The 25,108-nt window shown below is 71.5% G+C and carries 21 protein-coding genes; 11 read left to right on the top strand and 10 right to left on the bottom strand.

Annotated features, from left to right (window positions below; all coding sequences use genetic code 11):
- Positions 1 to 24 precede the first annotated feature (24 nt).
- The 6 genes from lipB to E3Z34_RS05980 all read left to right on the top strand — a co-directional run bounded on the left by lipB (position 25) and on the right by E3Z34_RS05980 (position 5,149).
- Positions 25 to 672 carry a lipoyl(octanoyl) transferase LipB gene (lipB, locus tag E3Z34_RS06005; protein ID WP_134772877.1) on the top strand — a complete coding sequence of 216 codons (648 nt, stop codon included), beginning with the start codon at positions 25 to 27 and terminating at the stop codon, positions 670 to 672.
- A 180-nt stretch (positions 673 to 852) separates the two neighbouring features.
- Complete coding sequence (locus tag E3Z34_RS06000; protein ID WP_134772876.1) at positions 853 to 1,890, top strand: ABC transporter ATP-binding protein; 1,038 nt, start codon at positions 853 to 855, stop codon at positions 1,888 to 1,890.
- Positions 1,890 to 2,882 carry an ABC transporter permease subunit gene (locus tag E3Z34_RS05995; RefSeq protein WP_134772875.1) on the top strand — a complete coding sequence of 331 codons (993 nt, stop codon included), beginning with the start codon at positions 1,890 to 1,892 and terminating at the stop codon, positions 2,880 to 2,882. Before E3Z34_RS06000 ends, E3Z34_RS05995 begins: the two co-directional genes overlap by 1 nt.
- An 80-nt stretch (positions 2,883 to 2,962) precedes the next feature.
- A complete protein-coding gene (gene lipA / locus E3Z34_RS05990) occupies positions 2,963 to 4,006 on the top strand; it encodes a lipoyl synthase (RefSeq protein ID WP_134772874.1) in 1,044 nt (347 codons plus the stop codon).
- Between the two features lie 5 nt (positions 4,007 to 4,011).
- Positions 4,012 to 4,794 carry a DUF4191 domain-containing protein gene (locus tag E3Z34_RS05985; RefSeq protein ID WP_134772873.1) on the top strand — a complete coding sequence of 261 codons (783 nt, stop codon included), beginning with the start codon at positions 4,012 to 4,014 and terminating at the stop codon, positions 4,792 to 4,794.
- 13 nt (positions 4,795 to 4,807) lie between these two features.
- The gene (locus E3Z34_RS05980; protein ID WP_134772872.1) at positions 4,808 to 5,149 is read left to right on the top strand and encodes a DUF2200 domain-containing protein; all 342 of its coding nucleotides are present in this window, start codon (positions 4,808 to 4,810) and stop codon (positions 5,147 to 5,149) included.
- Positions 5,150 to 5,151: 2 nt separating this feature from the next.
- On the opposite strand, the gene E3Z34_RS05975 is transcribed toward E3Z34_RS05980, so the two are convergent.
- Positions 5,152 to 5,832: a response regulator transcription factor gene (locus tag E3Z34_RS05975; RefSeq protein ID WP_134772871.1), complete on the bottom strand. Its 681-nt coding sequence runs from the start codon at positions 5,830 to 5,832 to the stop codon at positions 5,152 to 5,154.
- Positions 5,829 to 6,986: a sensor histidine kinase gene (locus E3Z34_RS05970; protein WP_134772870.1), complete on the bottom strand. Its 1,158-nt coding sequence runs from the start codon at positions 6,984 to 6,986 to the stop codon at positions 5,829 to 5,831. Before E3Z34_RS05970 ends, E3Z34_RS05975 begins: the two co-directional genes overlap by 4 nt.
- Before the next feature lie 202 nt (positions 6,987 to 7,188).
- Between E3Z34_RS05970 and E3Z34_RS05965 the strand changes: the two genes are divergently transcribed.
- A complete protein-coding gene (locus tag E3Z34_RS05965; protein ID WP_134772869.1) occupies positions 7,189 to 7,956 on the top strand; it encodes a hypothetical protein in 768 nt (255 codons plus the stop codon).
- Here the strand turns inward: E3Z34_RS05965 and E3Z34_RS05960 are convergent.
- Positions 7,843 to 8,268 (bottom strand): RDD family protein, encoded by a 426-nt coding sequence (locus E3Z34_RS05960; RefSeq protein WP_134772868.1) that lies wholly within the window; start codon positions 8,266 to 8,268, stop codon positions 7,843 to 7,845. The two genes, E3Z34_RS05965 and E3Z34_RS05960, sit on opposite strands and share 114 nt — an antisense overlap.
- A gap of 116 nt (positions 8,269 to 8,384) precedes the next feature.
- Between E3Z34_RS05960 and glnA the strand changes: the two genes are divergently transcribed.
- A complete protein-coding gene (gene glnA, locus E3Z34_RS05955; protein ID WP_134772867.1) occupies positions 8,385 to 9,809 on the top strand; it encodes a type I glutamate--ammonia ligase in 1,425 nt (474 codons plus the stop codon).
- Positions 9,810 to 10,127: 318 nt separating this feature from the next.
- On the opposite strand, the gene E3Z34_RS05950 is transcribed toward glnA, so the two are convergent.
- The 4 genes from E3Z34_RS05950 to E3Z34_RS05935 form a co-directional block, all read right to left on the bottom strand.
- A complete protein-coding gene (locus tag E3Z34_RS05950) occupies positions 10,128 to 11,087 on the bottom strand; it encodes a hypothetical protein (RefSeq protein ID WP_134772866.1) in 960 nt (319 codons plus the stop codon).
- 211 nt (positions 11,088 to 11,298) lie between these two features.
- Entirely contained in the window at positions 11,299 to 12,423 is a 1,125-nt protein-coding gene (locus tag E3Z34_RS05945; protein ID WP_134772865.1) for a baeRF3 domain-containing protein, read from the bottom strand.
- Between the two features lie 95 nt (positions 12,424 to 12,518).
- Entirely contained in the window at positions 12,519 to 13,691 is a 1,173-nt protein-coding gene (locus E3Z34_RS05940; protein WP_134772864.1) for an FUSC family protein, read from the bottom strand.
- The gene (locus E3Z34_RS05935) at positions 13,688 to 14,101 is read right to left on the bottom strand and encodes an HIT family protein (RefSeq protein WP_134772863.1); all 414 of its coding nucleotides are present in this window, start codon (positions 14,099 to 14,101) and stop codon (positions 13,688 to 13,690) included. The genes E3Z34_RS05940 and E3Z34_RS05935 overlap by 4 nt, the downstream gene beginning before the upstream one ends.
- 138 nt (positions 14,102 to 14,239) lie before the next feature.
- On the opposite strand from E3Z34_RS05935, the gene E3Z34_RS05930 reads away from it, so the two are divergent.
- Positions 14,240 to 15,286: a zinc-dependent alcohol dehydrogenase family protein gene (locus E3Z34_RS05930; protein ID WP_134772862.1), complete on the top strand. Its 1,047-nt coding sequence runs from the start codon at positions 14,240 to 14,242 to the stop codon at positions 15,284 to 15,286.
- Positions 15,287 to 15,618: 332 nt separating this feature from the next.
- Here E3Z34_RS05930 and E3Z34_RS05925 read toward each other — a convergent pair whose 3' ends face one another.
- The 3 genes from E3Z34_RS05925 to E3Z34_RS05915 all read right to left on the bottom strand — a co-directional run bounded on the left by E3Z34_RS05925 (position 15,619) and on the right by E3Z34_RS05915 (position 22,206).
- Complete coding sequence (locus E3Z34_RS05925) at positions 15,619 to 17,754, bottom strand: S9 family peptidase (protein ID WP_134772861.1); 2,136 nt, start codon at positions 17,752 to 17,754, stop codon at positions 15,619 to 15,621.
- 68 nt (positions 17,755 to 17,822) lie between these two features.
- Entirely contained in the window at positions 17,823 to 21,407 is a 3,585-nt protein-coding gene (dnaE, locus tag E3Z34_RS05920) for a DNA polymerase III subunit alpha (RefSeq protein ID WP_134772860.1), read from the bottom strand.
- A 103-nt stretch (positions 21,408 to 21,510) separates the two neighbouring features.
- The gene (locus E3Z34_RS05915) at positions 21,511 to 22,206 is read right to left on the bottom strand and encodes a DUF2993 domain-containing protein (protein ID WP_238695377.1); all 696 of its coding nucleotides are present in this window, start codon (positions 22,204 to 22,206) and stop codon (positions 21,511 to 21,513) included.
- A 158-nt stretch (positions 22,207 to 22,364) separates the two neighbouring features.
- On the opposite strand from E3Z34_RS05915, the gene E3Z34_RS05910 reads away from it, so the two are divergent.
- Positions 22,365 to 24,020: a substrate-binding domain-containing protein gene (locus tag E3Z34_RS05910; protein ID WP_158288613.1), complete on the top strand. Its 1,656-nt coding sequence runs from the start codon at positions 22,365 to 22,367 to the stop codon at positions 24,018 to 24,020.
- A 137-nt stretch (positions 24,021 to 24,157) separates the two neighbouring features.
- Positions 24,158 to 25,030: a putative metal-binding motif-containing protein gene (locus tag E3Z34_RS05905; protein ID WP_134772858.1), complete on the top strand. Its 873-nt coding sequence runs from the start codon at positions 24,158 to 24,160 to the stop codon at positions 25,028 to 25,030.
- Positions 25,031 to 25,108: the final 78 nt, after the last annotated feature.

Below are 25,108 nucleotides of genomic sequence, written 5' to 3'. Positions count from 1 at the left end.
CCCGGGGCGGTCTACAGTCGGGGTATGCGGTTCGAGCACCTGGGCTTCGCCCCCGACCACGTCGACTACGAGCGGGCGTGGGAGCACCAGCGCGCGGTCCACGCCAAGGTGGTCGCGGGAGAGCTGCCCGACACGGTGCTGCTGCTGGAGCACACGGCGGTCTACACCGCGGGCAAGCGCACGGAGGCACACGAGCGCCCCCTCGACGGCACGCCCGTCATCGACGTCGACCGGGGCGGCAAGATCACCTGGCACGGGCCGGGGCAGCTCGTCGGCTACCCGATCGTGCGGCTGGCCCAGCCGATCGACGTGGTCGGTCACGTGCGGCGCCTCGAGGACATGATGATCGGGGTCTGCCGCGAGCTGGGTGTCGAGACGGTTCGCGTCGAGGGTCGCTCTGGGGTGTGGGTCGAGGCCGACGAGCGGGGGCCGGAGCGCAAGATCGGCGCCATCGGCATCCGGGTCAGCCACGAGGTGACGATGCACGGCTTCGCCCTCAACTGCGACAACGACCTGGGGTATGCCGACGTCGTCATCCCGTGCGGCATCACCGATGCGGGGGTGACCTCGCTGTCGCGCGAGCTCGGGCGCGACGTCACGGTCGCCGAGGTGCTGCCGCTGGCGACCGCGCACCTGGAGCGCGTGCTGGACCCGGTGGCGGCCCGCCGGTAGGTCCCCGCTGTCACGAACGCGCGTCCGGTCTGTCACGAACGCGCGTCCGGTGTGTCACGAACGCGCGTCCGGTTGTGAGGTGGCAGGACTCGCTGCAACAACCTCCCTGGTCGGGACACACGGGAGGTGTTGACTGGGATCTGCAGGGGGCGTCCGTGGGGCCGCCGGAGAAGGAGCGGGATGAGCGTGGCCGTCGGCGCGGACGAGGGGCTGGCCGTCAGCACCCGAGGGCTGCGCAAGACCTACCGGACGGTGCGCGGGACCAGGGTGGCGGTCCACGGGCTCGACCTGGACGTCCCGACCGGTGGCGTGCACGGCTTCCTGGGCCCGAACGGCTCCGGCAAGACGACGACGATCCGGATGCTGCTCGGCCTGATCCGGGCCGACACCGGCACCATGCACATCTTCGGCCAGCCCGTGCCCGAGCGCCTGCCGGCCGTCGTCGATCGGGTCGGCGCGATCGTGGAGTCCCCCAAGTTCTTCCCCACCTTCACCGCGCAGAAGAACCTCTCGCTGCTGGCCGAGGCCATCGGCACCCCGCAGCGACGGGTCACCGAGGTCCTCGAGGAGGTCGGGCTCGGCGCGCGCGGCAAGGACCTGTTCAAGGCCTACTCGCTGGGGATGAAGCAGCGCCTGGCCATCGCCGCCACGCTGCTGAAATCCCCCGACCTGCTCATCTTCGACGAGCCGACCAACGGTCTGGACCCGGCCGGCATCCACGAGATCCGCCAGACCATGCGCCGCCTCGGCGACGAGGGCCGCACCGTGCTCGTCAGCAGCCACATCCTGTCCGAGGTGGAGCAGATCGCCGACACGGTGTCGATCATCGGCCGCGGACGGGTCCTGGCCCAGGGCTCGGTGGCCGGGCTCATCGGGGCCGGCGGCGAGACGGTCGAGGTCGGCGTGAAGCACCCCGGCGCCGCGGTCCGCATCCTGCGGGAGGCCGGCTTCCACGCCGAGTGGATGGCCGCCCCGCAGGGCAAGGACGCCGCCGACGGGCTGCACGAGCTGGCCCTGTCCGAGGAGTCCGGGCTGCTCACCGTCACCGGCGCCGAGCCGGCCGAGATCACCCGGTTGCTCGCCGGCCAGGGGCTGTATGTCGAACGCCTGGTCCCGAGCCGGCGCGGGCTGGAGCAGATCTTCCTGGAGCTGACCCAGGAGGACACCCTGCCCACCCAGTTCACCCGGCCCGCCCCCGGGGACGAGGAGGCCCGCTGATGCGACTGCTCAAGGTCGAGCTGCGGCGCCTCTTCTCCCGCCGGGTGGTGTGGCTGGCCCTCGTGGCCGCGGTGCTCGTCGTCGTGGCAGCCCTCTTCGGCGTGCACCAGCAGGCGGTGTGGGTCAAGGAGGCCAACGCCCAGGCGCAGGAGATGTACGAGGAGGCCCTGGAGTACTGGGAGCCGCCGTCGCAGGCCGACCTGGACGCGTGCCGGGCGGACGAGGCGCAGGCCAGGCAGCAGTCCGGGGACGCGCGCATCGACTTCGGCTGCGAGGAGATGTTCCGTGCCCCTCAGTTGAGCGACTTCATGGGCCAGATGCCGTCGATGCTGCAGCAGTACCAAGACCTCCTCGGCGGCCTGGTCCACCCCTTCCTCTTCCTCGCCCTGGCCATCGGCTCGACCCACGTGGCCGCCGAGTTCGCCCACCGCACGCTCGGGTCGTGGCTGACCTTCGTGCCCCGGCGGGTGCCGGTCTTCGCCTCCAAGGTCGGGGCTGCGGCCGTCGCCGCCGTCCCGATGGTGACCGCCGCGCTGGCCCTCATCCTGCTGGGGGTGCCCGCCGTCTTCCGCCTCCACGGGATGGACGACGGGCTCACCGGGGACGGGTGGACGCAGGTCGCCTGGATGGCGGTGCGGATCGTCGGCCTGGCGATGATCGCCGGTGCGCTGGGCGCGGCCGCCGCGTTCATCCTGCGGCACAGCGGCGCCGTCATCGGGCTCATGGTCGGCTACCTCGTGCTGGCCGAGGGTCTGCTGCTGGGGTTGCTGCCCCGGTTGACGCCGTGGCTGCTCAGCATCAACATCGACGCCTTCGTGCGGCACGGCACCGAGTGGACCGAGTGGCCGCAGAACTGCGACGACGTCACGGTGATGTGCCGCGAGATCGTCCACCAGGTCAGCTTCACCCAGGGCGCCCTCGTGCTCCTCGGGGTCCTGCTCGTCGTCGTGGCGCTGGCCCTGGTCCGGTTCGTCCGCGCCGACGTCGACTGACCTGTCCCCCCGAGGGCATAGTCTGGGTCGACGAGGCGTTGCCCCCGTGCAGGGCAACCACCGCTGACGAAGGAGCCGTAGTGACCGTCGCACCCGAGGGCCGTCGCATGCTGCGCGTCGAGGCGCGCAACGCCGAGACGCCCATCGAGCGCAAGCCGGCCTGGATCCGGACCACCGCCAAGATGGGGCCGGAGTACCGCGAGCTGCACTCGATGGTCAAGGGCGGTGGCCTGCACACGGTGTGCCAGGAGGCGGGCTGCCCCAACATCTTCGAGTGCTGGGAGGACCGCGAGGCCACCTTCCTCATCGGCGGTGACATCTGCACCCGGCGCTGCGACTTCTGCGACATCGCCACCGGCAAGCCGCGCGCCCTCGACGTGGAGGAGCCGCGCAAGGTCGCCGAGTCCATCCGGCAGATGGAGCTGCGCTACGCCACCATCACCGGGGTGGCCCGCGACGACCAGCCCGACGGCGCCGCCTGGCTCTACGCCGAGGTGATCCGCAAGGTCCACGAGCTCAACCCCACGACCGGCGTGGAGATCCTGCCCCCCGACTTCGGCGCCGTGCCCGAGCTGGTGCAGCAGGTCTTCGACGCCCGCCCCGAGGTCTTCGCGCACAACCTGGAGACCGTGCCCCGCATCTTCAAGAAGATCCGCCCGGCCTTCACCTACGACAAGTCGCTGCGGGTGCTCTCGATGGCCCGCGACAACGACCTGGTCACCAAGTCCAACCTCATCCTCGGCATGGGCGAGGAGGACCACGAGATCGAGCAGGCGATGCGCGACCTGCACGACGCGGGCTGCGACATCCTCACGATCACGCAGTACCTCCGCCCCTCCAAGCTGCACCACCCGATCGACCGGTGGGTCAAGCCCGAGGAGTTCGTCCACTGGTCCGAGCTGGCGGAGGAGATCGGTTTCAAGGGCGTCATGGCCGGGCCGCTGGTCCGCAGCTCCTACCGGGCCGGCAAGCTCTACGCCTCGGCGATGCACAAGTGGGGGCGGCCGGTGCCGGAGAACCTCTCGCACCTGCGCGACCAGTTCGAGGCGGCGGTCCCGGCGCGTCAGGAGGCCGCCTCCCTCGTGGCGCGTGAGCAGGCGGACCTCCGCGCCCACGTATCCTGATCCCCATGTCTACCTCCGCCCGCGAGACCGCACCGAAGAAGGGCCTCTTCGGCCGGAAGAAGAAGCCGAAGGACCCCAACAAGGTCGGCACGGTCAAGCAGATCCGCCAGGTCTTCACCATGACCCGCAAGGCCGACCCGGCCGCGATCTGGTGGATGGCGCTGGCGGCCCTGGCCGTCATCCTCGTCGGGGTCGTCCTCGGCCTCGTCTTCGACCAGGTGGTCTACGCCCTCATCGTCAGCCTCCCCCTGGCGCTCCTGGTGGCGGTCATCATCCTGGGCCGGCGGGCCGAGCGGGCGGCCTTCGCCCAGATCGAGGGCCAGCCGGGCGCCTCCTCCGCGGTCCTGCAGCAGCTCAAGCGCGGGTGGTACTACGACCAGGAGCCGGTCGCCGCCGAGGCGGGCGGGCAGATGCGGGGTATGCGGGACCTGCACAACGCGGCGATGGTCTTCCGTGCGGTCGGCAAGCCGGGCGTGGTCCTCATCGCCGAGGGGCCCAAGGGCGCGGCGCAGAAGCTCAGCACCGCCGAGCGGCGCAAGGTCACCCGGGTCGTCGGTGAGGAGGTGCCGGTCCACACGGTGATCGTCGGCCGCGGCGAGGGCCAGACCCCGCTGCGCGACGTGGTGAAGACCGTCAAGAAGCTCCCCAAGAAGCTGAGCGACGGCGAGGCGATGGTCGTCCAGCAGCGGATGAAGGCCCTCGGTGGCCGCAACCGCCCGGCCGTGCCTGCGGGCATGGACCCGATGCGGCCGCCACGCGCCAGCCGCAAGGCCCTGCGCGGCAAGTGAGCCGGCGGCCGACGTGCACCGCATCTTCTCCACCAGCGTCGCCTCCGTCTACCCGCTCTACGTCACCAAGGTGGAGCGCAAGGGTCGCACCCGCGCCGAGCTGCACCAGGTCATCGAGTGGCTGACGGGGTATGACGAGGCGCAGCTGCAGGCCCACCTGGACGCGGGGACGACCTTCGAGGACTTCTTCGCCGCCGCCCGGCTCAACCCCGGCACCGATCTCATCACCGGTGTGATCTGCGGGATCCGGGTGGAGGACATCGAGGACCCGCTGATGCAGCAGATCCGCTGGCTGGACAAGCTTGTCGACGAGCTGGCCCGGGGCAAGGCGCTCGAGAAGGTCCTGCGGAGCTGACCTCAGCCGGGCTCCACCAGGCCGGTGCGGTAGGCCAGGACCGCGATCTGCACCCGGTCGCGCAGGTGCAGCTTGTTGAGCAGGCGTGACACGTAGGTCTTGACCGTCGCCTCGCTGAGGAAGAGGTGGGCACCGATCTCGGCGTTCGACATCCCCTTCGCCACGAGGCGCGCCACCTCCAGCTCGCGCTCGGTGACCCCCTCCAGCTCAGCCTGGACTGCTCCGGCCATCGGCCTGGAGGTGAACCTCTCCAGCAACCGCGCGATGAGCGCCGGGGCCAGCATCGTCTCACCGCGCGCGACGACGCGGACGGCGTGGACGAGGTCGTCCGGGGCGACGTCCTTGAGCAGGAAGCCGGAGGCCCCCGCCCGCACCGCCTCGTAGACGTACTCGTCCAGGTCGAAGGTGGTGAGCACCAGCACGCGCGGGTGCTCGCCGACCAGCTGCATGATCCGACGCGTCGCCTCGACCCCGTCCAGCCGGGGCATCCGGATGTCCATGAGGACGACGTCCGGCCGCAGCTCGCGCACCGCGTCCACCGCCTCGAGCCCGTCCGCCGCCTCCCCCACGACGTCCAGCCCGGCGCGCTGCAGGATGAGCCGGAAGCCCACCCGCACCAGCTCCTGGTCGTCCACCAGCAGCACCCGCACCGGGGCCGGTTCCCCCGTCCGGTCGATCGTCATACCCGCTCCAGCGGCAGCTCGGCCCGGACGGTGAAGCCCGTGCCCTGCGGCGCGGCCTCGAGGCGTCCCCCGTAGAGCGCGGCCCGTTCGCGCATCCCGACCAGCCCGTGGCCCGGGGGGCCCGCGACCGGCCGGGCCGGCCCGCCGTCGGTCACCTCGATCCGCACGGCCGAGGGCCCGACGGCCAGGTGCACGTCGGCGCAGCTCGCCGCCGAGTGACGCCGCACGTTCGTCAGCGCCTCCTGCACGATGCGGTAGGCCGCGAGGTCGACGCCGGCGGGCAGCTCCTCGCGGTCCCCCTCGACCTGGAGCCTGACGTCCAGGCCGCCCGCGCGGGCCGTCTCGACGAGGTCGGGCAGGGCGGACAGGCCCGGCTGCGGCGCGAAGTCGGCCCCCGGCGCGGGGTCGCGCAGCACCCCCACGAGGCGGCGCATCTCGGACAGGGCGGAGGACCCGGTGGTCCGGATGGTCGAGAGCGCCCGGCGGGCGAACGCGGGGTCGTCCTCGACCACCTGCTCGGCCGCCCCGGCCTGCACGACGATCATGCCCATGGAGTGCGCGACGATGTCGTGCAGCTCGCGGGCGATCCGGGCCCGCTCGTCGGCGATCGCCGCCAGCTCGGCCTCCCGCACCCGGGACTCCGCGTCGTGCGCGCGCACGGCCTCCCGGGCCGCCCGGTCCGCCGAGACCCGCAGCCCGTGGCCCACGAGGTAGACGAGGGTGAGGTTGCCCCAGTGGTAGATCAGCTCGCTGGGCTCCCGCAGCAGAGGGACGAACAGGTCGGCGAAGGTCACGAACGCGACCACCCCCAGCGTCCCGATCCACCGGTAGCGGCCGGTGGCGTGCCGGGCGATGGTGTAGGCGAGCACCAGGGTGGGGATCAGCTGGCCGAAGAAGAGCAGGTGCATGTCGTCCGCGCCGACGACCAGGCCCAGGAGCGGCCAGACCAGCAGACCGGCGAGCGCCACCCAGGGGCGGGAGCGACGCTGGGAGAGGTGTGCGGCATACCAGAGGACGCCGATCGTGCTCACCACCCGGGAGCCGTCGCCCATGAGCGACTCGAAGGGCACCCAGATCTCCAGCACGCCGACCAGCGCCAGCAGCGCGGCGACGGCGAGGTCCGTCAGCCGTTGACCTCTGCTCAGCCGCTCCACGAGCACAATCTAGGGCCCGGCGGGGACGGGTGTCGTCATCCTGAGGATGACAGGCGTGGACCCGAAGGGGTATGTGGCGGCCCGGGTCGTCGACCGTCGTCGAGGCGGGAGGCGACGCGGGGACGTCCCGGCGCGACCCGGGCCCTCCCTAGCGTCGGACCAGGCCGACCACCGGGCGGCCACGACCGGCAGGAGCCCTCTCATGACCGTCCCCTCCCTCACCCGCACGAGCGTCGCCGTCTCCCTCGTCCTGGGGGCCTTGCTCACGGCGCTGAGCATCCTCACCATGCCGGACTTCACCGGCGACAACGCCGCCTCGCTGCAGGCCATCGCGGACTCCTCCGTCGCGACGCTGTCCAGCCTGAGCTGGATCGCGTCGCAGCTCTTCCTGGCCGTCGGCACCCTCGGCGTGATGCACCTGCTGCGGCACCGGGTGCCCGTGCTGGCCACCCTCGCCGGGGGTCTGCTGCTGGTCGGGGTGTTCGGCCACACGGTGCACGGCGGCGTGCAGCTCATGATGCTGCAGATGGCCCGGGACCCGGGCGCGGTGCAGACCCACGCGGCCACCCTGGACGGCCTCTACAGCCACCCCGCGGCGCTGCCCTTCCTGGCCGCCGGGCTGGTCGGCGTCGTGCTCGGGCATCTCGTCCTCGCGGCCGCCGTGTGGCGGGCCGGCACCGGGCCGCGGTGGTTGGCACCGGCGCTGGTCCTCTTCGTGCTGTCCGAGTTCCTGCTCAACGGGCTGGCGCCGTGGGTCGGGTCCGCCGCGGGCGTGCTCTTCGTGCTGGCCTACGTCGGCCTCGCGGTCGTGGTGCGTCGATCCTCGATCGCCCACTGGGAGACCACGGCGGACGCCTCAGCGCGTCCTGATGACGACGCTGCGCGCGGCCTTGTCGTGCAGGCCGCGGGTGTCGGCGTCCATGATGAGGGCCGGGACGAAGAGGCACAGCAGCAGGGCCCGCAGCGCTGAGCGCCCGGGCGGCGGCGGCAACCAGCCGTCGCAGTCCAGGGACACCACGCGCAGCCCGAGCAGCCGGTGGCCGATCGTCGCCCCCATGGTCGTCACGAGGACCAGGTTGAGCACGAAGAAGAGCACGAGCGGCCCGAAGGCCTGGGCCCCGGAGACCTGGCCCCACTGCATACCCAGGAAACTGGTGGCGATGAGCTGGCAGAGCGTCCAGTCGAGCACGAGCGCGACGAGGCGGCGCAGGACCGAGCCGACGGCGCCGGGGCCGGTGGCGGGGAGGCCGAGGGAAGCGCCCTGGTGCGGCGAGGTGGTCACGACCGACCAGCCTAGCCGGGCCGCGTAACACCCCCGAAACACACGGGTGACGGAGCGTTAACGGCCGACGCGTAAAGTCGGGAGCGACCGTGAGACGGGCCCGATCAGGAGGCAGCATGTTCAGCAACGCCGAGGAGGTCCTCGCCTACATCAAGGACGAGGGCGTCAAGTTCATCGACATCCGGTTCTGCGACCTGGTGGGGGTGATGCAGCACTTCAACGTCCCCGCCGAGGGTTTCGACGAAGACGCCTTCCAGACCGGCCAGATGTTCGACGGCTCCTCGATCCGCGGCTTCAAGTCGATCCACGAGTCGGACATGAAGCTCATCCCCGACCCGCAGACGGCATACCTGGACCCCTTCCGCGCCGAGAAGACGCTCATCATGAACTTCTCGATCGTCGACCCGTTCACCGACGAGCCCTACGAGCGTGACCCCCGTCAGATCGCCCGCAAGGCGGAGGAGTACCTCACCTCCACCGGCATCGCGGACACCGCCTACTTCGGCGCCGAGGCCGAGTTCTTCGTCTTCGACGACATCCGCTTCGCCAGCCAGACCCAGGGCAGCTACTACTTCATCGACTCCATCGAGGCGGCGTGGAACACCGGGCGGGCCGAGGAGGGCGGCAACCGCGGCTACAAGACCCGCTACAAGGGTGGCTACTTCCCGGTGCCGCCGGTCGACCACTTCGCCGACATGCGCGACCGGATGTGCCTGGAGCTGGCTTCCGTCGGCCTGGACGTCGAGCGCAGCCACCACGAGGTGGGCACCGCCGGCCAGCAGGAGATCAACTACCGCTTCAACACCCTGCTGCACAGCGGCGACGACCTGATGAAGTTCAAGTACGTCGTCAAGAACTCCGCCTGGGCGCAGGGCAAGACCGCGACCTTCATGCCCAAGCCGCTCTTCGGCGACAACGGCTCGGGGATGCACACCCACCAGAGCCTGTGGAAGAACGGCGAGCCGCTGTTCTACGACGAGAACGGCTACGGAGGGCTGTCCGACATCGCCCGCTGGTACATCGGCGGCCTGCTGCACCACGGGCCGGCGCTGCTGGCGTTCACCAACCCGTCGCTGAACTCCTACCACCGCCTCGTGCCGGGGTATGAGGCTCCGATCAACCTGGTCTACTCCGCCCGCAACCGTTCGGCGTGCGTGCGCATCCCGATCACCGGGTCCAGCCCGAAGGCCAAGCGCATCGAGTACCGCGTGCCCGACCCGTCGGCCAACCCCTACCTGGCGTTCTCGGCCCAGCTCATGGCCGGCCTGGACGGGATCAAGAACCGCATCGAGCCCCCGGAGCCGGTGGACAAGGACCTCTACGAGCTCCCCCCGGAGGAGATGGCCGACATCGCCCAGCTCCCCACCTCGCTGGAGGAGGCCCTGAACGCGCTGGAGGACGACCACACCTTCCTCACCGAGGGCGACGTCTTCACCGACGACCTGCTCGGCGCGTGGGTGGACTACAAGCGGGCCAACGAGATCGCGCCGATCCGGCTGCGCCCGCACCCGCACGAGTTCGAGATGTACTTCGACATCTGAGGTGAGGCGGCTCGCCGAGGGCCCCCGGACCATGGGGATCGTTGAGCGAGCACCAACCCTGACGCTGGCGTAGCGTCGAAGGCGGCCCGGGACCCCCGATCGGGGGCCGGGCCGCCAACGTGTCTGGGCAGAGGTGCAGATGTGCCCCCCTCCCCCGCACCTCACCTCAGCCCCTGCCCCCTGCCGCATCGTTGTGCGGTGCTCTTGTGTCACATTCATCGTCTGAACGATGAATGTGACACAAGAGCCGTGCACAGGGATTGTCTGGACGATGGTGGGATCGGCGTCGACGGACGGGGTCAGCGTCGGCGGACGGGGTCAGGGCGCGTGCGGGACGACGCGCACCGCCGGCCGGGGCCCTTGGAGCCCCACCTCCACGACCTGGCGCAGGCGGCTGACGAACCGTTGCGGCTTGGCGTAGAGCGTCCACGGGGTCACCCCGATCACCCGGACGCCGGCGGCCGCGAACGCGCCGTCCCTCTCCACGGTCTCCGACCACCGGTCGCCGCCCTGGTCGTCCACGCCCTGGTGGTACTGGCGCGAGTGCACCTGGATCGCCACCCCGGCCTCCTCGAGGTAGCCGTCGGGCACGCCGATGAGGTCACCCACCGGGGAGAGCAGCCGGCAGTTGGTCAGCAGCGGAGGGAAGCCACCGTCGCCGTCGACGACCTCGCGCAGCACCACCTCGGGCCGGGACCAGGCACCGTCGACGTAGCCGGCGAGGCCACGCCATACGGAGGCAACCTTGGCGCGTGGGCGCATCCAGAGCTCGCGCTCCACGGCCTCCGGCGTGGCCAAGCCGCGCTGCAGGACGGTGATGGTCCACTGCTCGAGGTCGTCAGGACGGTGCTTCTCGTAGACCGCTGCGTCCGCGAGCGCACGGGCGCCCCCCGCGATGCGGAGGATCCCGGAGCGCCGCCCGATGATCTCGCGCGTGGACCGCACCAGACGGACCCGTCCGTGCTGCCGGGCCCGTCCGCTCGCCGGGACGACGAGGGTGACGGGGAGACCACCCCGGATGGTCAGGCCCCACAGCGACAGCGCGCTCGACCCGGTGAAGACCGCGCTGGGGCCGGCCCACAGCGCCCACGCGCAGGTGCGGGTGGCGGCGTCGAGCGGTCCACGGTGCGGTGCGAGGACACGGGGCATGGGCTCCTGGAAGGTCCGCGCCCTGGCCTGGTCCACGGCCGACCTGGTCCACCCGTGCTCCAGCAGCTGCGCCACGGTGGCCAGCCCCCTCTGCCCGGGGAGGTCAGGGAAGTCGCGCGTCGGGGCCATGGGCGCCAGCGTGCCCGTTGCGCGGGGCGCGCGGCGGCGGGTGGCTCGCGCCCTGTGGACAACTCGCATGGATGTGCGGTGCTCTTGTGTCACATTCATCGTCAGGGCAATGAATGTGACACAAGAGCGGTGCACAGGGATGCGCGGCTCCGGCGGGCAGGCGGGGGCCAGGGGCAGCGGGGGTGGGCGAGCTCCGCCACGGGTGCGCCGTTCAGTAGCGCAGGACGGCCGCCACGGGTGCGTGCCTGGGGAGCTCGGCGAGGATCCGCACCGACCCGCCGTTGCGCAGGGTCGCCCGGGCGGCGGCGTCCGCCTGGCCGCACAGGTCCTCACGGTCGCGCAGCGGGAGCACCACCTCGGGCCCGCCGTTGCCACCGGCGTAGCAGCCGTCGGCCGTCATGAGCAGGGTGTCGACGCGACCCTCGTTGGCGGCGGTCAGCACCGGATCGGCGCCCAGCGCGGCCCGACCGTGGGCCTGCGCCTCGTGGAAGCGGTCGAGCAGCTGCTCGCACTCCTTGTCCAACCGGGCCTCGACCAGCTTCCATGCCGCGCCCCTCAGCTCCTCGTCGCGCATGTCGTCGGGGTTGTGCTCGATCGCGCCGTCGAGGACGTGGGGGTATGAGGTGAGGTCGCGGTAGACCGCCACCCACTCGGGGAGCCCGGCCAGGATCATGGGGATGCTGCGCCCGGCCAGGTGCTCGTCCACGCCGCGGGCGACCTCGCGGAAAAACTCGACGACGTCCTCCTTGTGCACGTTGTCCTGGGAGCTCGAGCCGTGGACCGCGCCCCCCTGCCCACCGGCGGTGTGCATCCGAGAGCCCACGGTCTCCTGCGGGCCGTCCGGCTCGAAGACGTCCTCGAAGGCCCGCGGCACCGACGGCATCTCCAGCTCGCCGATCTGGTCGCGGCTGCCGCGCAGGACCCGCACCTTGCGCTGGCTCAGGGTGAGCACGACGTAGTTGCGGTCGGTGAGCAGCGGCAGCACCGGGCCGAGGATGAAGCCGGGGCCGGCGGCGGCCAGCTCGGGCAGGGCCAGGGGCACCCGGTAGGTGGCGTGCCATCCCTTGCGCAGGAACATGGCCAGGCCGTCGGCCATGTGGCTCCACGCCATGTTGTCGCCGTGCAGCTCCCACGCGGGGGCCAGCAGGTCACGCGCCTCGGACCGCTCCAGCCCGTCGGAGGCCAGGGTGTGCTCGACCGCGGTGATCAGGTTCTTCCACCGGAGCCGGTCCTCCTCCCCCCGCTTGCCGTCGCTGACCCGGTGCGTCGGGGCGAAGAGGGACACCCTCGTCCCGTCGCCCTCCCCCACCAGCTCCTCGAACTCTGCCCGGCTCATCAGATCCATCTGGTCCTCCTGTCGCGGTAGCGGCTTCCTGCGAGGCTACGCCGAAACGGTCGGCGGCGCAGCCTCCTTCCGGGGACGGTCGACGCTCACTCCTGCATCGGCCTGTCGACCCGTCCGGCGGCCTCCTCCAGGGCGGCGACGGCCGCGGCGTAGGACAGCCCGACCACCCTCAGCACGTCGACCGCTGAGGCCCGCAGCTGCCAGGCCAGCGCCTGCTCGGCCGGGGCCGCCGGACCGACGCCGGGCGTGGGGCGCAGGGCCTTGGACGCGGTGACGGCCGCCCGCAGCGCCGCCTCCCGGACGACCTCCATCCGCGCACCCCCGCCGACCCACCTCCGCAGCTCGAGCACCGCCTGGGCGAGCTGCTCCAGCCCGGTCACGAGCGCGGGGTCGGGGTGGCTGCGGTGCCGCGCCAGGGTCGACACCGCGCGGGCGGTCGACCGCGCGCTGATCACCATGACCCCCGACCGGGAGGCGAGCTGCAGCATCGCGCGCAGGCGGCGCCGCTGGGCGTGGCGGGTGCTGGCCTGGCCGAAGGTGATCCGCTCCTTGGTCGCCTCCAGCGAGGTGTCGAGGTCGCGCCCGACGGTCTCCAGCGTCTCCAGCCCGTCGACGGCCCGGGTCGCGATCTCCAGCCGCTCCTCCTCCAGCGCCCGGGCCAGCTCCCGGTAGGCCGCGGCGAGCCGGTCGAGGAGCTGCTCGGCCGTGGTGAGGGCCACCCGGTGCGGGTCCGGGGCGAGCAGGGCGTTGAGCACGATGGCGACGACCCCACCGATGACGGCGTCGGCGAGACGCACCAGCGAGGGGGTGTCCTGCAGCGGCACGAGGACCATGACGAAGACGCCGGCGACCGCGGCCTGGTTGGCCATGAGCGAGCTGGCCCGCAGCGCGACGGCGGCGGACATGGCCAGCAGCACCGCCAGCATGAGCTGCCAGGTCCCCGCCCCGATGACGCGGGTCAGCAGGTCGGCGAAGACGAGGCCCAGGACCACGCCGAGGCTGATCTCCACGGCGCGGACCAGGCGCTGCCCCGCGGACAGCCCGACGGCCACGACCGCCGCGATCGGGGCGAAGACGGCGTGCTCGGAGCCGAAGGCGAGGCTCGCCAGCAGGTAGGCCAGGCCGGCGGCGGCCGCGGCGAGCAGCAGGTGCGGGGCGTTCCGGCGCACCCGCCGCACGGCCCGGATGAGCCGGGTGCGGGGCCGGGCCCGGCGCAGCCACAGCTGGGGGTCGCGCCGCCGGTCCGGGTCGCCCCTCATCCCGTCCCCACCGCCGCACGCAGGCGGGCGGCATACCCGGCGGCCTCACCCTCGGCATACCGGACCCGGGGCCAGAAGAAGCCCCGCAGCCCGTCGCCCTTGGTCCGCGGCACCACGTGGACGTGCAGGTGGGGCACCGACTGGCTCACCGTGTTGTTCATCGCCACGAAGCTGCCCTGCGCGCCGAGGGCGTCCTTCATGGCCCCCGCGAGGGTGCGGGCGGCGGCGAGCAACGGTGCCAGCTGGTCGTCGGGCACCTCGGTCAGCGTGGGTATGTGGTTCCGCGGCACCACCAGCGTGTGGCCCTTGAACACGGGCCGGGTGTCGAGGAAGGCGAGCGCCGTACCGGTCTCGAGCACCACCTCCGCATGCTCCTGCCCAGCGACGATCCGGCAGAAGAGGCACGTCATCGCCCGATTCTGGCACGGCACCCGGGACCCTGCACGAGAGTTACTACGCAGCGTAGGATGGGGGGTGGCAGCGCGGGCGCCGATGGCCGCAGGATCCCCCGCCGACCGCGGCCCGCCGCCAGGAGGAGAGGATCCGTCATGAGGGCGATGGTCTACCACGGTCCGGGCAAGGCGACGTGGGAGGAGGTGCCCGACCCGGTGCTGCAGGACCCGACGGATGCGATCGTCAAGGTCGAGACCACCACCATCTGCGGGACGGACCTGCACATCCTCAAGGGCGACGTGCCGGCGGTGACCGACGGGCGCATCCTGGGGCACGAGGGCGTCGGCGTGGTCACCGAGGTCGGCGAGGCCTGCACGAAGGTCAAGGTCGGCGACCGGGTGATCATCTCCTGCATCAGCAAGTGCATGGAGTGCGACTACTGCACGGAGGGGCTGACCTCGCACTGCCAGACCCTCGGCGGCATCGGCTGGATCTTCGGGCACCTCATCGACGGCACCCAGGCGGAATTTGTGCGCGTACCGTTCGCCGACAACGGGCTCATCCCGCTGCCGGAGGGCGTCACCGCCGAGCAGGGCACCATGCTCTCCGACATCCTGCCGACCGGCTTCGAGATCGGTGTGCAGTACGGCGCGGTCAAGGAGGGCGACGTCGTCGCGGTCGTCGGCTCGGGCCCCGTGGGCCTGGCCGCCATCATGACCGCCGCCTCCTCCGGGGCCGCCAAGGTCATCGCGGTCGACGGCAACAAGTTCCGCCTCGAGGCGGCGCGCGACTTCGGTGCGACGGACACGGTGGAGGCCGGCCCTGACGCGCTGGAGCAGATCCGCGCGATGGGTCGCGGCGGCGCCGGCGTGGACGTGGCGATCGAGGCCGTCGGCATCCCCGCGACCTTCCAGACCTGCCTGGACGCGATCCGCCCCGGCGGGCACGTCGCCAACGTCGGCGTGCACGGCGCTCCGGTGAGCTTCCCGATCGAGCGTGACTGGATCAACAACATCACCATCACGACCGGCCTGGTCAACGCCACCACGACCGAGCAGCTCCTCGCGGACATCACGGCGGGCAAGGTCGCCCCGGAGAAGTTCGTCACCCACCGGTTCACCTTCGACGAGTGGGAGGAGGCCTACGACACCTTCTCCCGCGCCGCCGACGAGCACGCGCTGAAGGTCATCGTCACGGCCTGACCGTCACGCCCGCGCCCGGCCCCGGCGGCGCACCGTGGTCCGGCGCTCGGGTGTGCAGGGGGCCGCCCATCTCCTTCGGGCCCGACTCCGAGCCGGACTGTCAGCGCCGTCCAGCACTCCGAGCCGGACTGTCATCTTCGAGCCGGCTCGAACCGGCTCGAGGATGACGAACCGGCGCAGAGCTGGGTGAGGGTCCGGGTGGCGGCGGCGGGTATGCCGTGCCGCGCGAGCGCACGAGGGGGCGGTGGCGGTGGCGGGTATGCCATGCCGCTCAGCCGCACGCGGGGGCGGTGGCCGCGGCGGGCGCGGCAGGGGCATACGCGCCCGCCTCCTCAGGGCTCCAGGACCTCGGTGGCGCCCAGCTGGTCGAGCATGAAGGCGACCTCGAAGGCCGTCTCTTTCCACGCGTCATACCGGCCCGTCTTGCCGCCGTGGCCGGCGACCATCTCGGTCTTGAGCAGGATCGGGCGCTCGGCCTGGTCGCTGGTGACGGTCTCGCGCAGCCGCGCGACCCACTTGGCGGGCTCGACGAAGAAGACCCGGGTGTCGTTGAGGCCGGTGGTGGCCAGGATGGCCGGGTAGTCGACGGCGCGGATGTTCTCGTAGGGGGTGTAGGAGCGCATGAGTTGGTAGATCTCGGCGGACTCCACCGGGTTGCCCCACTCCTCCCACTCCCCCACGGTCAGCGGGAGCGTCGGGTCGAGGATCGTCGTGAGCGCGTCGACGAAGGCGACGCCGGCGTGCACGACCCGGAAGCGCTCGGGGGCGAGGTTGAGCACCGCACCCATGAGCAGCCCGCCGGCCGAGCGGCCCTCGGCCGCGAGCCGGTCCGCCGCGACCCAGCCGGTCTCGACGAGGTGGTCGGCGGCGGCGACGAAGTCGGTGAAGGTGTTGCGCTTGTGCTCCATCCGGCCGGACTCGTACCAGCCACGGCCCATCTCGCCCCCGCCGCGGATGTGCGCGATCGCGTAGACGACGCCACGGTCGAGGTAGGACAGGCGGGCCACGGAGAAGTACGGGTCGATGGAGATCTCGTAGGAGCCGTAGCCGTAGAGCAGGCCGGGGTTGGTGCCGTCGGCCTCGACCCCCTTGCGGGCGACCAGCGAGATCGGGATGCGCGTGCCGTCCTCGGCGGTGGCCCACAGCCGGTGCTGCTGGTAGTCGGCCGGGTCGAAGCCGCCCAGCACGGGCTGCTGCTTGACGAGGGTGAGCTCGCCGCTGGCGAGGTCCAGGTCGTAGACGCTGCGCGGGGTGACCAGCGACTCGACGAGCACCTGGAGGGTGTCGGTCTCGTAGGTCGGGTTGGAGCCGGTCTCGATCGAGTAGACCTCCTCCTCGACCGGCACCTGGTAGCCGCTGCCGATCGCGCGCCCGTCGGCGGACAGCGGCAGCACCTGCACCTGGGTCAGGCCGTCGCGGCGCAGCGAGACCGCGAGGTGCCCGGCGAAGGCGTCGACGCCGCTGACGCGCACGCCCTCCTCGCCGGGCAGGACAGTCGTCCACTCCTCCGACGAGGTGGCGCCGATCGGCGCGACGGCGAGCTCGAAGTCGCGGTGCGCCCGGTTGTGCACGATCCAGAGGCGGTCGCCCGCCGGCTCCACCTCATACTCGACACCCTCCTCGCGGGGGGCGACGACGCGGAAGTCGCCGGTCGGGTCGTCCGCGTCCAGCAGGCGGAACTCCGAGGTGTTCTTGCTGCCGAGGCCGATGACGACGTGCTTGTCGTCGCGCGAGGTGCCGACGCCCATCCAGAAGCGCTCGTCGTCCTCCTGGTAGACCAGCACGTCGCCGTCGGCGGGCGCCCCGATCTCGTGCCGCCACACCTGGTGGGGGCGCCAGGCGTCGTCCACGCGGGTGTAGAACAGGTGGAGGCCGTCGGCGGACCATGCGGTCCCGTAGCCGATCCCGGTCACCGACTCGTCGACGACCTCGCCGGTCGTCAGGTCCTTGATCCTCAGGTCGAAGCGCTCGTCCCCGGACAGGTCGACGGCGTAGGCGAGGCGGTCACCCGCGGGGCTGACGTCGAAGGCGCCCAGGGAGAAGAACTCCTGGCCCTCCGCCTCGGCGTTGCCGTCCAGCAGCACCTGCTCGCCCTCGGGGGCGCCCGCAGGGTCGAGCTCGGGCCGCTCCGGGCTCTCGCCCACCGCGATGCGGCCGTGGACGGCGTACTGCTGACCCTCGATGGTGCGCGTGTAGTACCACCAGTCGCGGTGGCGGACCGGGACCGACAGGTCGGTCTCCTGGGTGCGCCCCTTGATCTCGGCGAAGATGTCGCCGCGCAGGCCCTCGAGGTGGGCCGTGACCGCGTCGGTGTAGGCGTTCTCCGCCTCCAGGTGGGCCAGGACCTCCGGGTCCGTCTTGTCGCGCAGCCACTCGTAGGAGTCGGTGACGTCCTCGCCGTGGTGGCTGCGGACGATGTCGCGACGGGCGGCGGCGGGCGGGGCGGGTCGGGAGGTCTGTGCTGTCACCCGCCCCACGCTACCCGCAGGTATGGGGTGCTCCGTCCCGGGTGCGGTCGTGGCTGGCTCAGCCCACGTCACCCCGCGATGCAGGTCGGCCCGAGCAGCGCCTTCAGCTCGCCGAAGAGCTCGGGCGAGGCGGTGACCCGCAGCGTGTCGTCGAGCCGCAGCAGCACCGTCCGGCCGGGCTGGGTGAGCTTGACGTGCACGTCGGTGGTGCCCGGGTGGTTGGCAAGCACGCCCTTCAGACGGTGCGCGAGGCCGTCGGTGGCCCGGGCCAGCGGCAGGTTGAGCACCACCGGGCCGCGGGGGCCCTGCCGGATCTCCGGCAGGGTCATCTCGTTGGCCATGAGCTCGGCGCCGTCGTCGCCCTTCTTGAGCCGGCCCTTGACCACGACGACGGTGTCCTCGGCGAGCATCGTCGAGATCGTCATGTAGGTCTTCGGCCAGAAGACCACGTCGACCGACCCGGCCATGTCCTCGATGCTGGCGCGGGCGTAGGGGTCGCCGTTCTTGGTGCGCTTGAGCTGCAGGTTGGTCAGCAGACCGGCCACCGCGACGAAGTCGCCGTCCTTGACGCCCTCGTCGCCGACCATCTCCAGGATGGAGGCGCTCGCGTGCTGGGACAGGACGTGCTCGATGCCGTTGAGCGGGTGGTCGGAGACGTAGAGCCCCAGCATCTCCCGCTCGAAGGCGAGCCGCGCCGCCTTCTCCCACTCCATCGCCGGCACGGGCGGGAGGGTGACGATCTGCATGCTCTCGTCGGCCCCGCCGTCGTCGCCGAAGCCGAAACCGGAGAAAAGGCTGTCCTGGCCGATCGCCTCCTGCTTCTTCTCGTCCACGAGGGCGTCGACGTAGCGCTCGTGGATGCTGACCAGACCCTGGCGCGGGTGGTCGAGGCTGTCGAAGGCGCCGGCCTTGATGAGCGACTCGATGGTGCGCTTGTTGCAGACCACCGCCGGGCACTTGCGCAGGAAGTCCTCGAAGGAGGTGAAGGCCCCCTTCTCAGCGCGGGTGCGGCAGATCGCGTCGACGACGTTGTGGCCGACGTTGCGGACCGCCGCCAGCCCGAAGCGGATGTCGTCGCCGACGGCGGCGAAGTTGGCCACCGACTGGTTGACGTCCGGCGGCAGGACGGGGATGCGCAGCCGCCGGCACTCGGCGAGATAGAGGGCGGTCTTGTCCTTGTCGTCGCCGACGCTGGTGAGCAGTGCGGCCATGTACTCAGCCGGGTAGTTGGCCTTGAGGTAGCCGGTCCAGTAGGAGATGACGCCGTAGGCCGCCGTGTGCGCCTTGTTGAAGGCGTAGTCGGAGAAGGGGACGAGCACGCCCCACAGCGCGGCGACCGAGGCCTCGTTGTAGCCGTTGGCCTTCATGCCCTCTGAGAAGGGGACGTACTCGGCGTCGAGCACCTCCTTCTTCTTCTTGCCCATCGCCCGGCGCAGCAGGTCCGCGTTGCCCAGCGTGTAGCCCGCCAGCTTCTGGGCGATCTCCATCACCTGCTCCTGGTAGATCACCAAACCGTGCGTGACTCCCAGGATCGGGTCGAGCGCCGCCTCCATCTCCGGCTGCAGCTTGCCCTTGAGCTGCGGGTCCAGCGGGACGACCTCCTGCTGGCCGTTCTTGCGCAGGGCGAAGTTGGTGTGGGCGTTGACGCCCATCGGGCCGGGGCGGTAGAGCGCGAGCGCCGCGGAGATGTCCTCGAAGTTGTCGGGGCGCATGAGGCGCAGCAGCTGGCGCATGCCGTTGCCGTCGAGCTGGAAGACGCCGAGGGTGTCGCCGCGGCCGAGCAGCTCGTAGGTGGCGGGGTCGGTCATGTCCTTGGACAGCTCGTCGAGGTCGATCTCCTCGCCGCGGTTCTCCCGGATGTTGACGATGGCGTCGTCCAGGACGGTCAGGTTGCGCAGGCCCAGGAAGTCCATCTTGACCAGCCCGAGCGCCTCGCACGTCGGGTAGTCGAACTGGGTGATGATCTGCCCGTCCTGGTCCCGGCGCATGATCGGGATGAGGTCGATGAGCGGCTCGCTGGACATGATGACGCCCGCGGCGTGCACGCCCCACTGCCGCTTCAGGCCCTCCAGGCCCTTGGCCGTCTCGTAGACCTCCCCGGCGTGCTCGTCCTCGGCGAGCAGCTCGCGGAACTCGACGGCCTCGGCATACCTCTTGTCCGTCGGGTCCTGGATGCCCGAGAGCGAGATGCCCTTGCCCATGACGTCCGGCGGCATCGCCTTGGTGAGCCGCTCCCCCATGGCGAAGGGGAAGCCCATGACGCGGGAGGCGTCCTTGAGGGCCTGCTTGGCCTTGATGGTGCCGTAGGTGACGATCATCGCGACCCGGTCGTCGCCGTACTTCTCGGTGACGTAACGGATGACCTCGGCGCGTCGCCGGTCGTCGAAGTCGACGTCGAAGTCGGGCATCGACTTGCGCTCGGGGTTGAGGAAGCGCTCGAAGATCAGGCCGTGCGGGATCGGGTCGAGGTCGGTGATCCCCATGGCGTAGGCGCACATCGAGCCGGCGCCGGACCCACGACCCGGGCCGACGCGGATGCCGTTGCGCTTGGCCCAGTTGATGAAGTCGGCGACGACGAGGAAGTACCCCGGGTAGCCCTTCCCGACGATGACCTCGGTCTCGTAGGCCGCCTGCTTGCGGGCGTAGTCGGGCACCCCCTCGGGGAAGCGCCGCTGCAGCCCGGCCTCGACCTCCTTGACGAACCAGCTGGTCTCGTCCTCGCCCTCGGGCACCGGGAAGCGGGGCATGTAGCGCCCCTCCCCCTCGGTGAAGGAGACCTCGCAGCGCTCGGCCACGACCAGGGTGTTGTCGCAGGCCTCCGGCAGCTCGCGCCAGATCTCCCGCATCTCCGCGGCGGACTTGAGGTAGTAGCCGTCGCCGTCGAACTTGAACCGGTTCGGGTCCTGCATCGTCGAGCCGGACTGCACGCACAGCAGGGCCGCGTGGGCGACGGCGTCCTCCTGCTTGGTGTAGTGCAGGTCGTTGGTGGCCAGCAGCGGCAGCGAGAGCTCCTTGGCCAGCTTGAGCAGGTCCTGCCGGACGACCCGCTCGATCCCGATGCCGTGGTCCATCAGCTCGAGGTAGTAGTTCTCCGCACCGAAGATGTCGCGCATGTCGGAGGCGTACTGGACCGCCTTGTCCCACTGACCGAGCCGCAGCCGGGTCTGGATCTCGCCCGACGGGCAGCCGGTCGTGGCGATGAGGCCCTGGCCGTAGGTCTCCAGCAGCTCGCGGTCCATCCGCGGCTTGAAGTAGTAGCCCTCCATCGAGGCGAGCGAGCCGAGCCGGAAGAGGTTGTGCATCCCGTTGTTGTTCCGGGCCAGCAGCGTCATGTGGGTGTAGGCACCACCGCCGGAGACGTCGTCGCGGCCGCCGTCGCCGTACTTCACCCGGGTCTTGTCGGTGCGGTGGGTGCCGGGTGTGACGTAGGCCTCCAGGCCGATGATCGGCTTGACGTCGAACTTCTGCGCCGTCTTCCAGAACTCGTAGGCCCCGAAGATGAAGCCGTGGTCGGTCATCGCGATCGCCGGCATCCCCTGCTCGGCGGCAGTCTCGAACATCTCCGTGATGCGGGCTGCACCGTCGAGCATGGAGTACTCGGTGTGGTTGTGCAGGTGCACGAAGCTCTGACCGGGGCTGGAGGGGGCTGACATCGGGACCGATCCTAGATCGCCGGTCTGACAGGTATGCCGTGCCGGTGGTCGGGCGTCGAGACCTCCCTGCTCAGGGGGCCGGAGCCACCGGGACTGCGGTGTCTCAGGACCCCCCGCCGGGGACCAGGACGATGTCCTCACCCTCCAGGTCGGCGCGGAAGCCGTCGTCCTGCACGGCCACGCCCACCAGGACGAGGCCCTCGGGCAGCCCCTCGATGGCGTGCTCGATGGTGACGTAGCGGTTGACCAGCGCCGCGGTCCCCCGCGAGAGCACGTCGGGGCCGCCCAGGTCGATCGACGCCGGCCGTGACACCAGGAGACCGTCCCGGGCCTCGACGGTCCCGGTCGCCACGACGCTCAGCTGCCGCCCCAGCACCTCGACCGACCGGGCCACCACGACCTGACCGTCCTCACCCGCCCGCAGCTCGGTGTCGCCGCCGAGCTCGGCCTCGATGACCTGGAACGGCACCGTCGCGGTCAGCTCCACCCGGTCGGCGACCAACCCCTCCGGCCCGGAGAGCACCCCGACCCCGGTGGCGATCACGTCCTGGAGAGGGGAGTCCGGCAGCACGACGGTGCTGGCCTCGAGGTCGACGTCACCCAGCCAGACGCTCTCCGCGTCGAGGTCGGCCGGCGGCGTCGGCTCGCCCGTCGCCGGCTCGAGCCTGCTCGTCCCGGCGGGCGGGCCGGCCTCCTCCGGCGGCGTGGTCGCGACCCACCACAGGGCGGCGACCGCGGCTACCAGAACCACGAGCATCGCGAAGGCCCCGATCAGCCAGTCCTTCAGACGAGATCTCACCGGTCCAGTGTGCGGGTCCGGCTGGTGTGGCGCCCCACCACGAGGCACCTTGCACGTCCCGCCGCCGAGATGTCCGACCGGTGCGATACCTTGCGAGCGTGCCCATGCACAGTCGAGACACCGGTCCCGGTCGGCCCCCTGCGCTCATTGGTGCGGTCGTGCTGCTCCTGCTCGCGCTCGTCGGGGCCGCGGTCTTCTTCCTCACCCGCGGGGACGACGGCGACGACGTGGCCGCACCGGCGCCCACCGACGACCAGGCCGACGTCACGACGGAGGCTCCCGCGACCGACGACACCGTGGTCACCACGGATCCGCCGGACTGCTCCCCCGTCACGGTCTGGGCCGCGCCGGAGATCGTGACCGCGGTCGAGAGCGCCGCGGACCGCGCCGCCACGGACTGCTTCGCCTTCGAGGTGGAGGAGCGGGAGACGACCCGCGCGACGACCGCCCTGCGCGACGGCGAGACCCCCGACGTGTGGGTGCCGGGCTCGGCGGCCTGGTCTCAGCTCGCGACCGGCGACGGGGTGGACCTCGAGGTGGGTGAGCCGGTGGCCTCCTCCCCCGTCCTGCTCGTCACCGCGCCGGAGACGCTGCCGGTGCTCGAGTCCGCCGGCATCACCGGTGACAGCTCGTTCGCCGAGCTCACCAGCACTTACCGCGAGCTCGCCGCCGCCGGTGACGCACCCTTCGTGCTGCGGATGGGCGACCCGCGGGTGGACGCGGCCTCGATGGCGCTGCTGTCCGGCACACGCGGGCAGGAGGGTGGTTGGGCCGCGGAGAGCGACGCCTCGCGCGAGGCCCTGGTGCGGCTCGCACAGACCGCCGTGCAGGGCGACCCCCTCTCGGCCGTCCAGGCCGACCCGAGCACCGTCGTGCCGGTCACCGAGCAGCAGCTCGCGCAGGCCGACGGCGGTGAGCTGCAGGGCCTGACGCTGGCCGACGGCGCCGGGGTCGTGCGTATGCCGTTCGTCACCGCCGACGGCGCCGGCTCGCCCGAGGCGGTGGCCGCCCTGGAGCAGGAGCTTCGCTCGGACGCCGCCCTCCCCGATCTCGCCGAGCTGGGTCTGCGCGCCGGTCGGGACGGCGCCGCCCCCGACGTGGCAGGGGCCCCGGACGGCCTCGCCTCGTCCGCCTCCGACCCCTCCGCCGACGACGTAACCGCGACGGCCGACACGTGGGCCGCCGTGGCCCCCGAGTCCCGCATCCTCACGGTGGTCGACATCTCCGGCTCGATGGAGGCCGAGATCGAGGGGACCACCCGCATCGACCTGGCGCGCACGGCCGTGCAGACCGCGGTCTCGGTCATCCCCGAGCAGACGACGATGGGGCTGTGGTACTTCGCCACCGCCCTCGACGGCCAGGCCGACCACGCCGAGCAGGTGCCGCTGCGGCCGCTCGAGGCGGAGGTGGACGGGGGGACCCAGAAGGAGCTCCTGCTGTCGGTCACCGAGGACCTCGGACCGGAGACGCTCGCCGGTGACACCGGCCTGCACGACGCGCTGTGGGCGGCATACCAGGCCATGCAGACCCAGCAGACGCAGGACTCGATCAGCTCGGTGCTGCTGCTCACCGACGGCGTCAACGACGACTCGACCGGCGGGCTCACCGAGGACGAGGTGGTCGGCCTGCTCGCCGAGGCGAGGGCGTCGACCGACTCCCCCGTCAACGTCGTCCTCATCGGGATGGGCCCGGACGTCGACGAGCAGGCCCTCCAGCGACTCGCCGAGGCGGCCGGTGGCGAGACCCTGGTGCTGCGCGACCCGAGCGAGCTGCCGCAGGTCTTCGTCGACGTGGTGGCCAACCGCGCCCAGTAGCGGGCCGGGTGCCGCCGGCACCTCATCCCTGCGGAGTACGCACCACTGCGCATATCGCGAGCAAGGCCCCCGCCCCTACGTTCGTGACGTAGGGAGACGCAGCCGGCGGACTCCCACGGGGAGCAAGGAGCAGGCAGATGCGCAGGACCACACTCACCCTCGTCCCGCTCGTGACCATCGGGCTGATGGGTCTCACCGGCACCGTCGCCACCGCCGCACCCACGGGGTGGATCGACGTCACCTACGACTGCGAGACCGGGTCGTGGGTCATCACCTCCGAGAAGGACATCTCCAACGTGGTCGTCGGGGACGACGGCGTCAACGTCAAGACGGAGATGGAGGACGACGTCACCACCTGGACGGTGAGCGACCCGGACGGCACGCTCGACACCATCTGGGTCAAGGCCGGCAACAACAGGTCCGGGGACGGCCCGGGCTACGGCAAGCGCTTCGACCTCGAGGCCCCAGACTGCGACCCGGACGCCGACGGTGACGGCTACCCGGCCTCGGAGGACTGCGACGACACCGACCCGACCATCAACCCCGGCGCGGTCGAGATCCCCAACGACGGCATCGACCAGAACTGCGACGGTGCCGACCTCATCGTCGGGGAGGGCGAGCTGCGCTTCACCCTGATCTGGGAAAGCGGCGACGACCTCGACCTGCACATCGTCGAGCCGAGCGGCGAGCGCCTCTGGTGGGGCGACCGCACGTCCGCCACCGGTGGCGAGCTCGACCGGGACGACAACGTCGGGACCTGCGTCGCCGACCCGGAGCCCGGCGGCGTGGAGAACGTCTTCTGGCCCGTGGGCATGGCCCCCACCGGCAGCTACACCATCGAGATCGCCAACTTCAACGACTGCAACGACGCCAACACCGGCACGTGGGAGCTGCTCGTCTACCAGGACGGGGCTCTGCTGACGAGCTACAGCGGGTCCGAGGGCACCAACCTCGGCGCCCCCCACAGCGGGGAGTTCCTCGTCTTCACCGGCACGCACGCTCAGCCCTGAGGCTGCGGCGGAGGGGTCGGCGCCACAGGCGCCGGCCCCTCGGCCTGTCCCTGGGTGGCTGGGCGCCTCGCGGGGGCC

Origin of the sequence: Ornithinimicrobium flavum (genome assembly GCF_004526345.1) — a bacterium.
GTDB classification, from domain to species: domain Bacteria; phylum Actinomycetota; class Actinomycetes; order Actinomycetales; family Dermatophilaceae; genus Ornithinicoccus; species Ornithinicoccus flavus.
The sequence above is the reverse complement of the archived record's forward strand: the minus strand, read 5'-3'. Positions and strand labels throughout refer to the sequence as shown.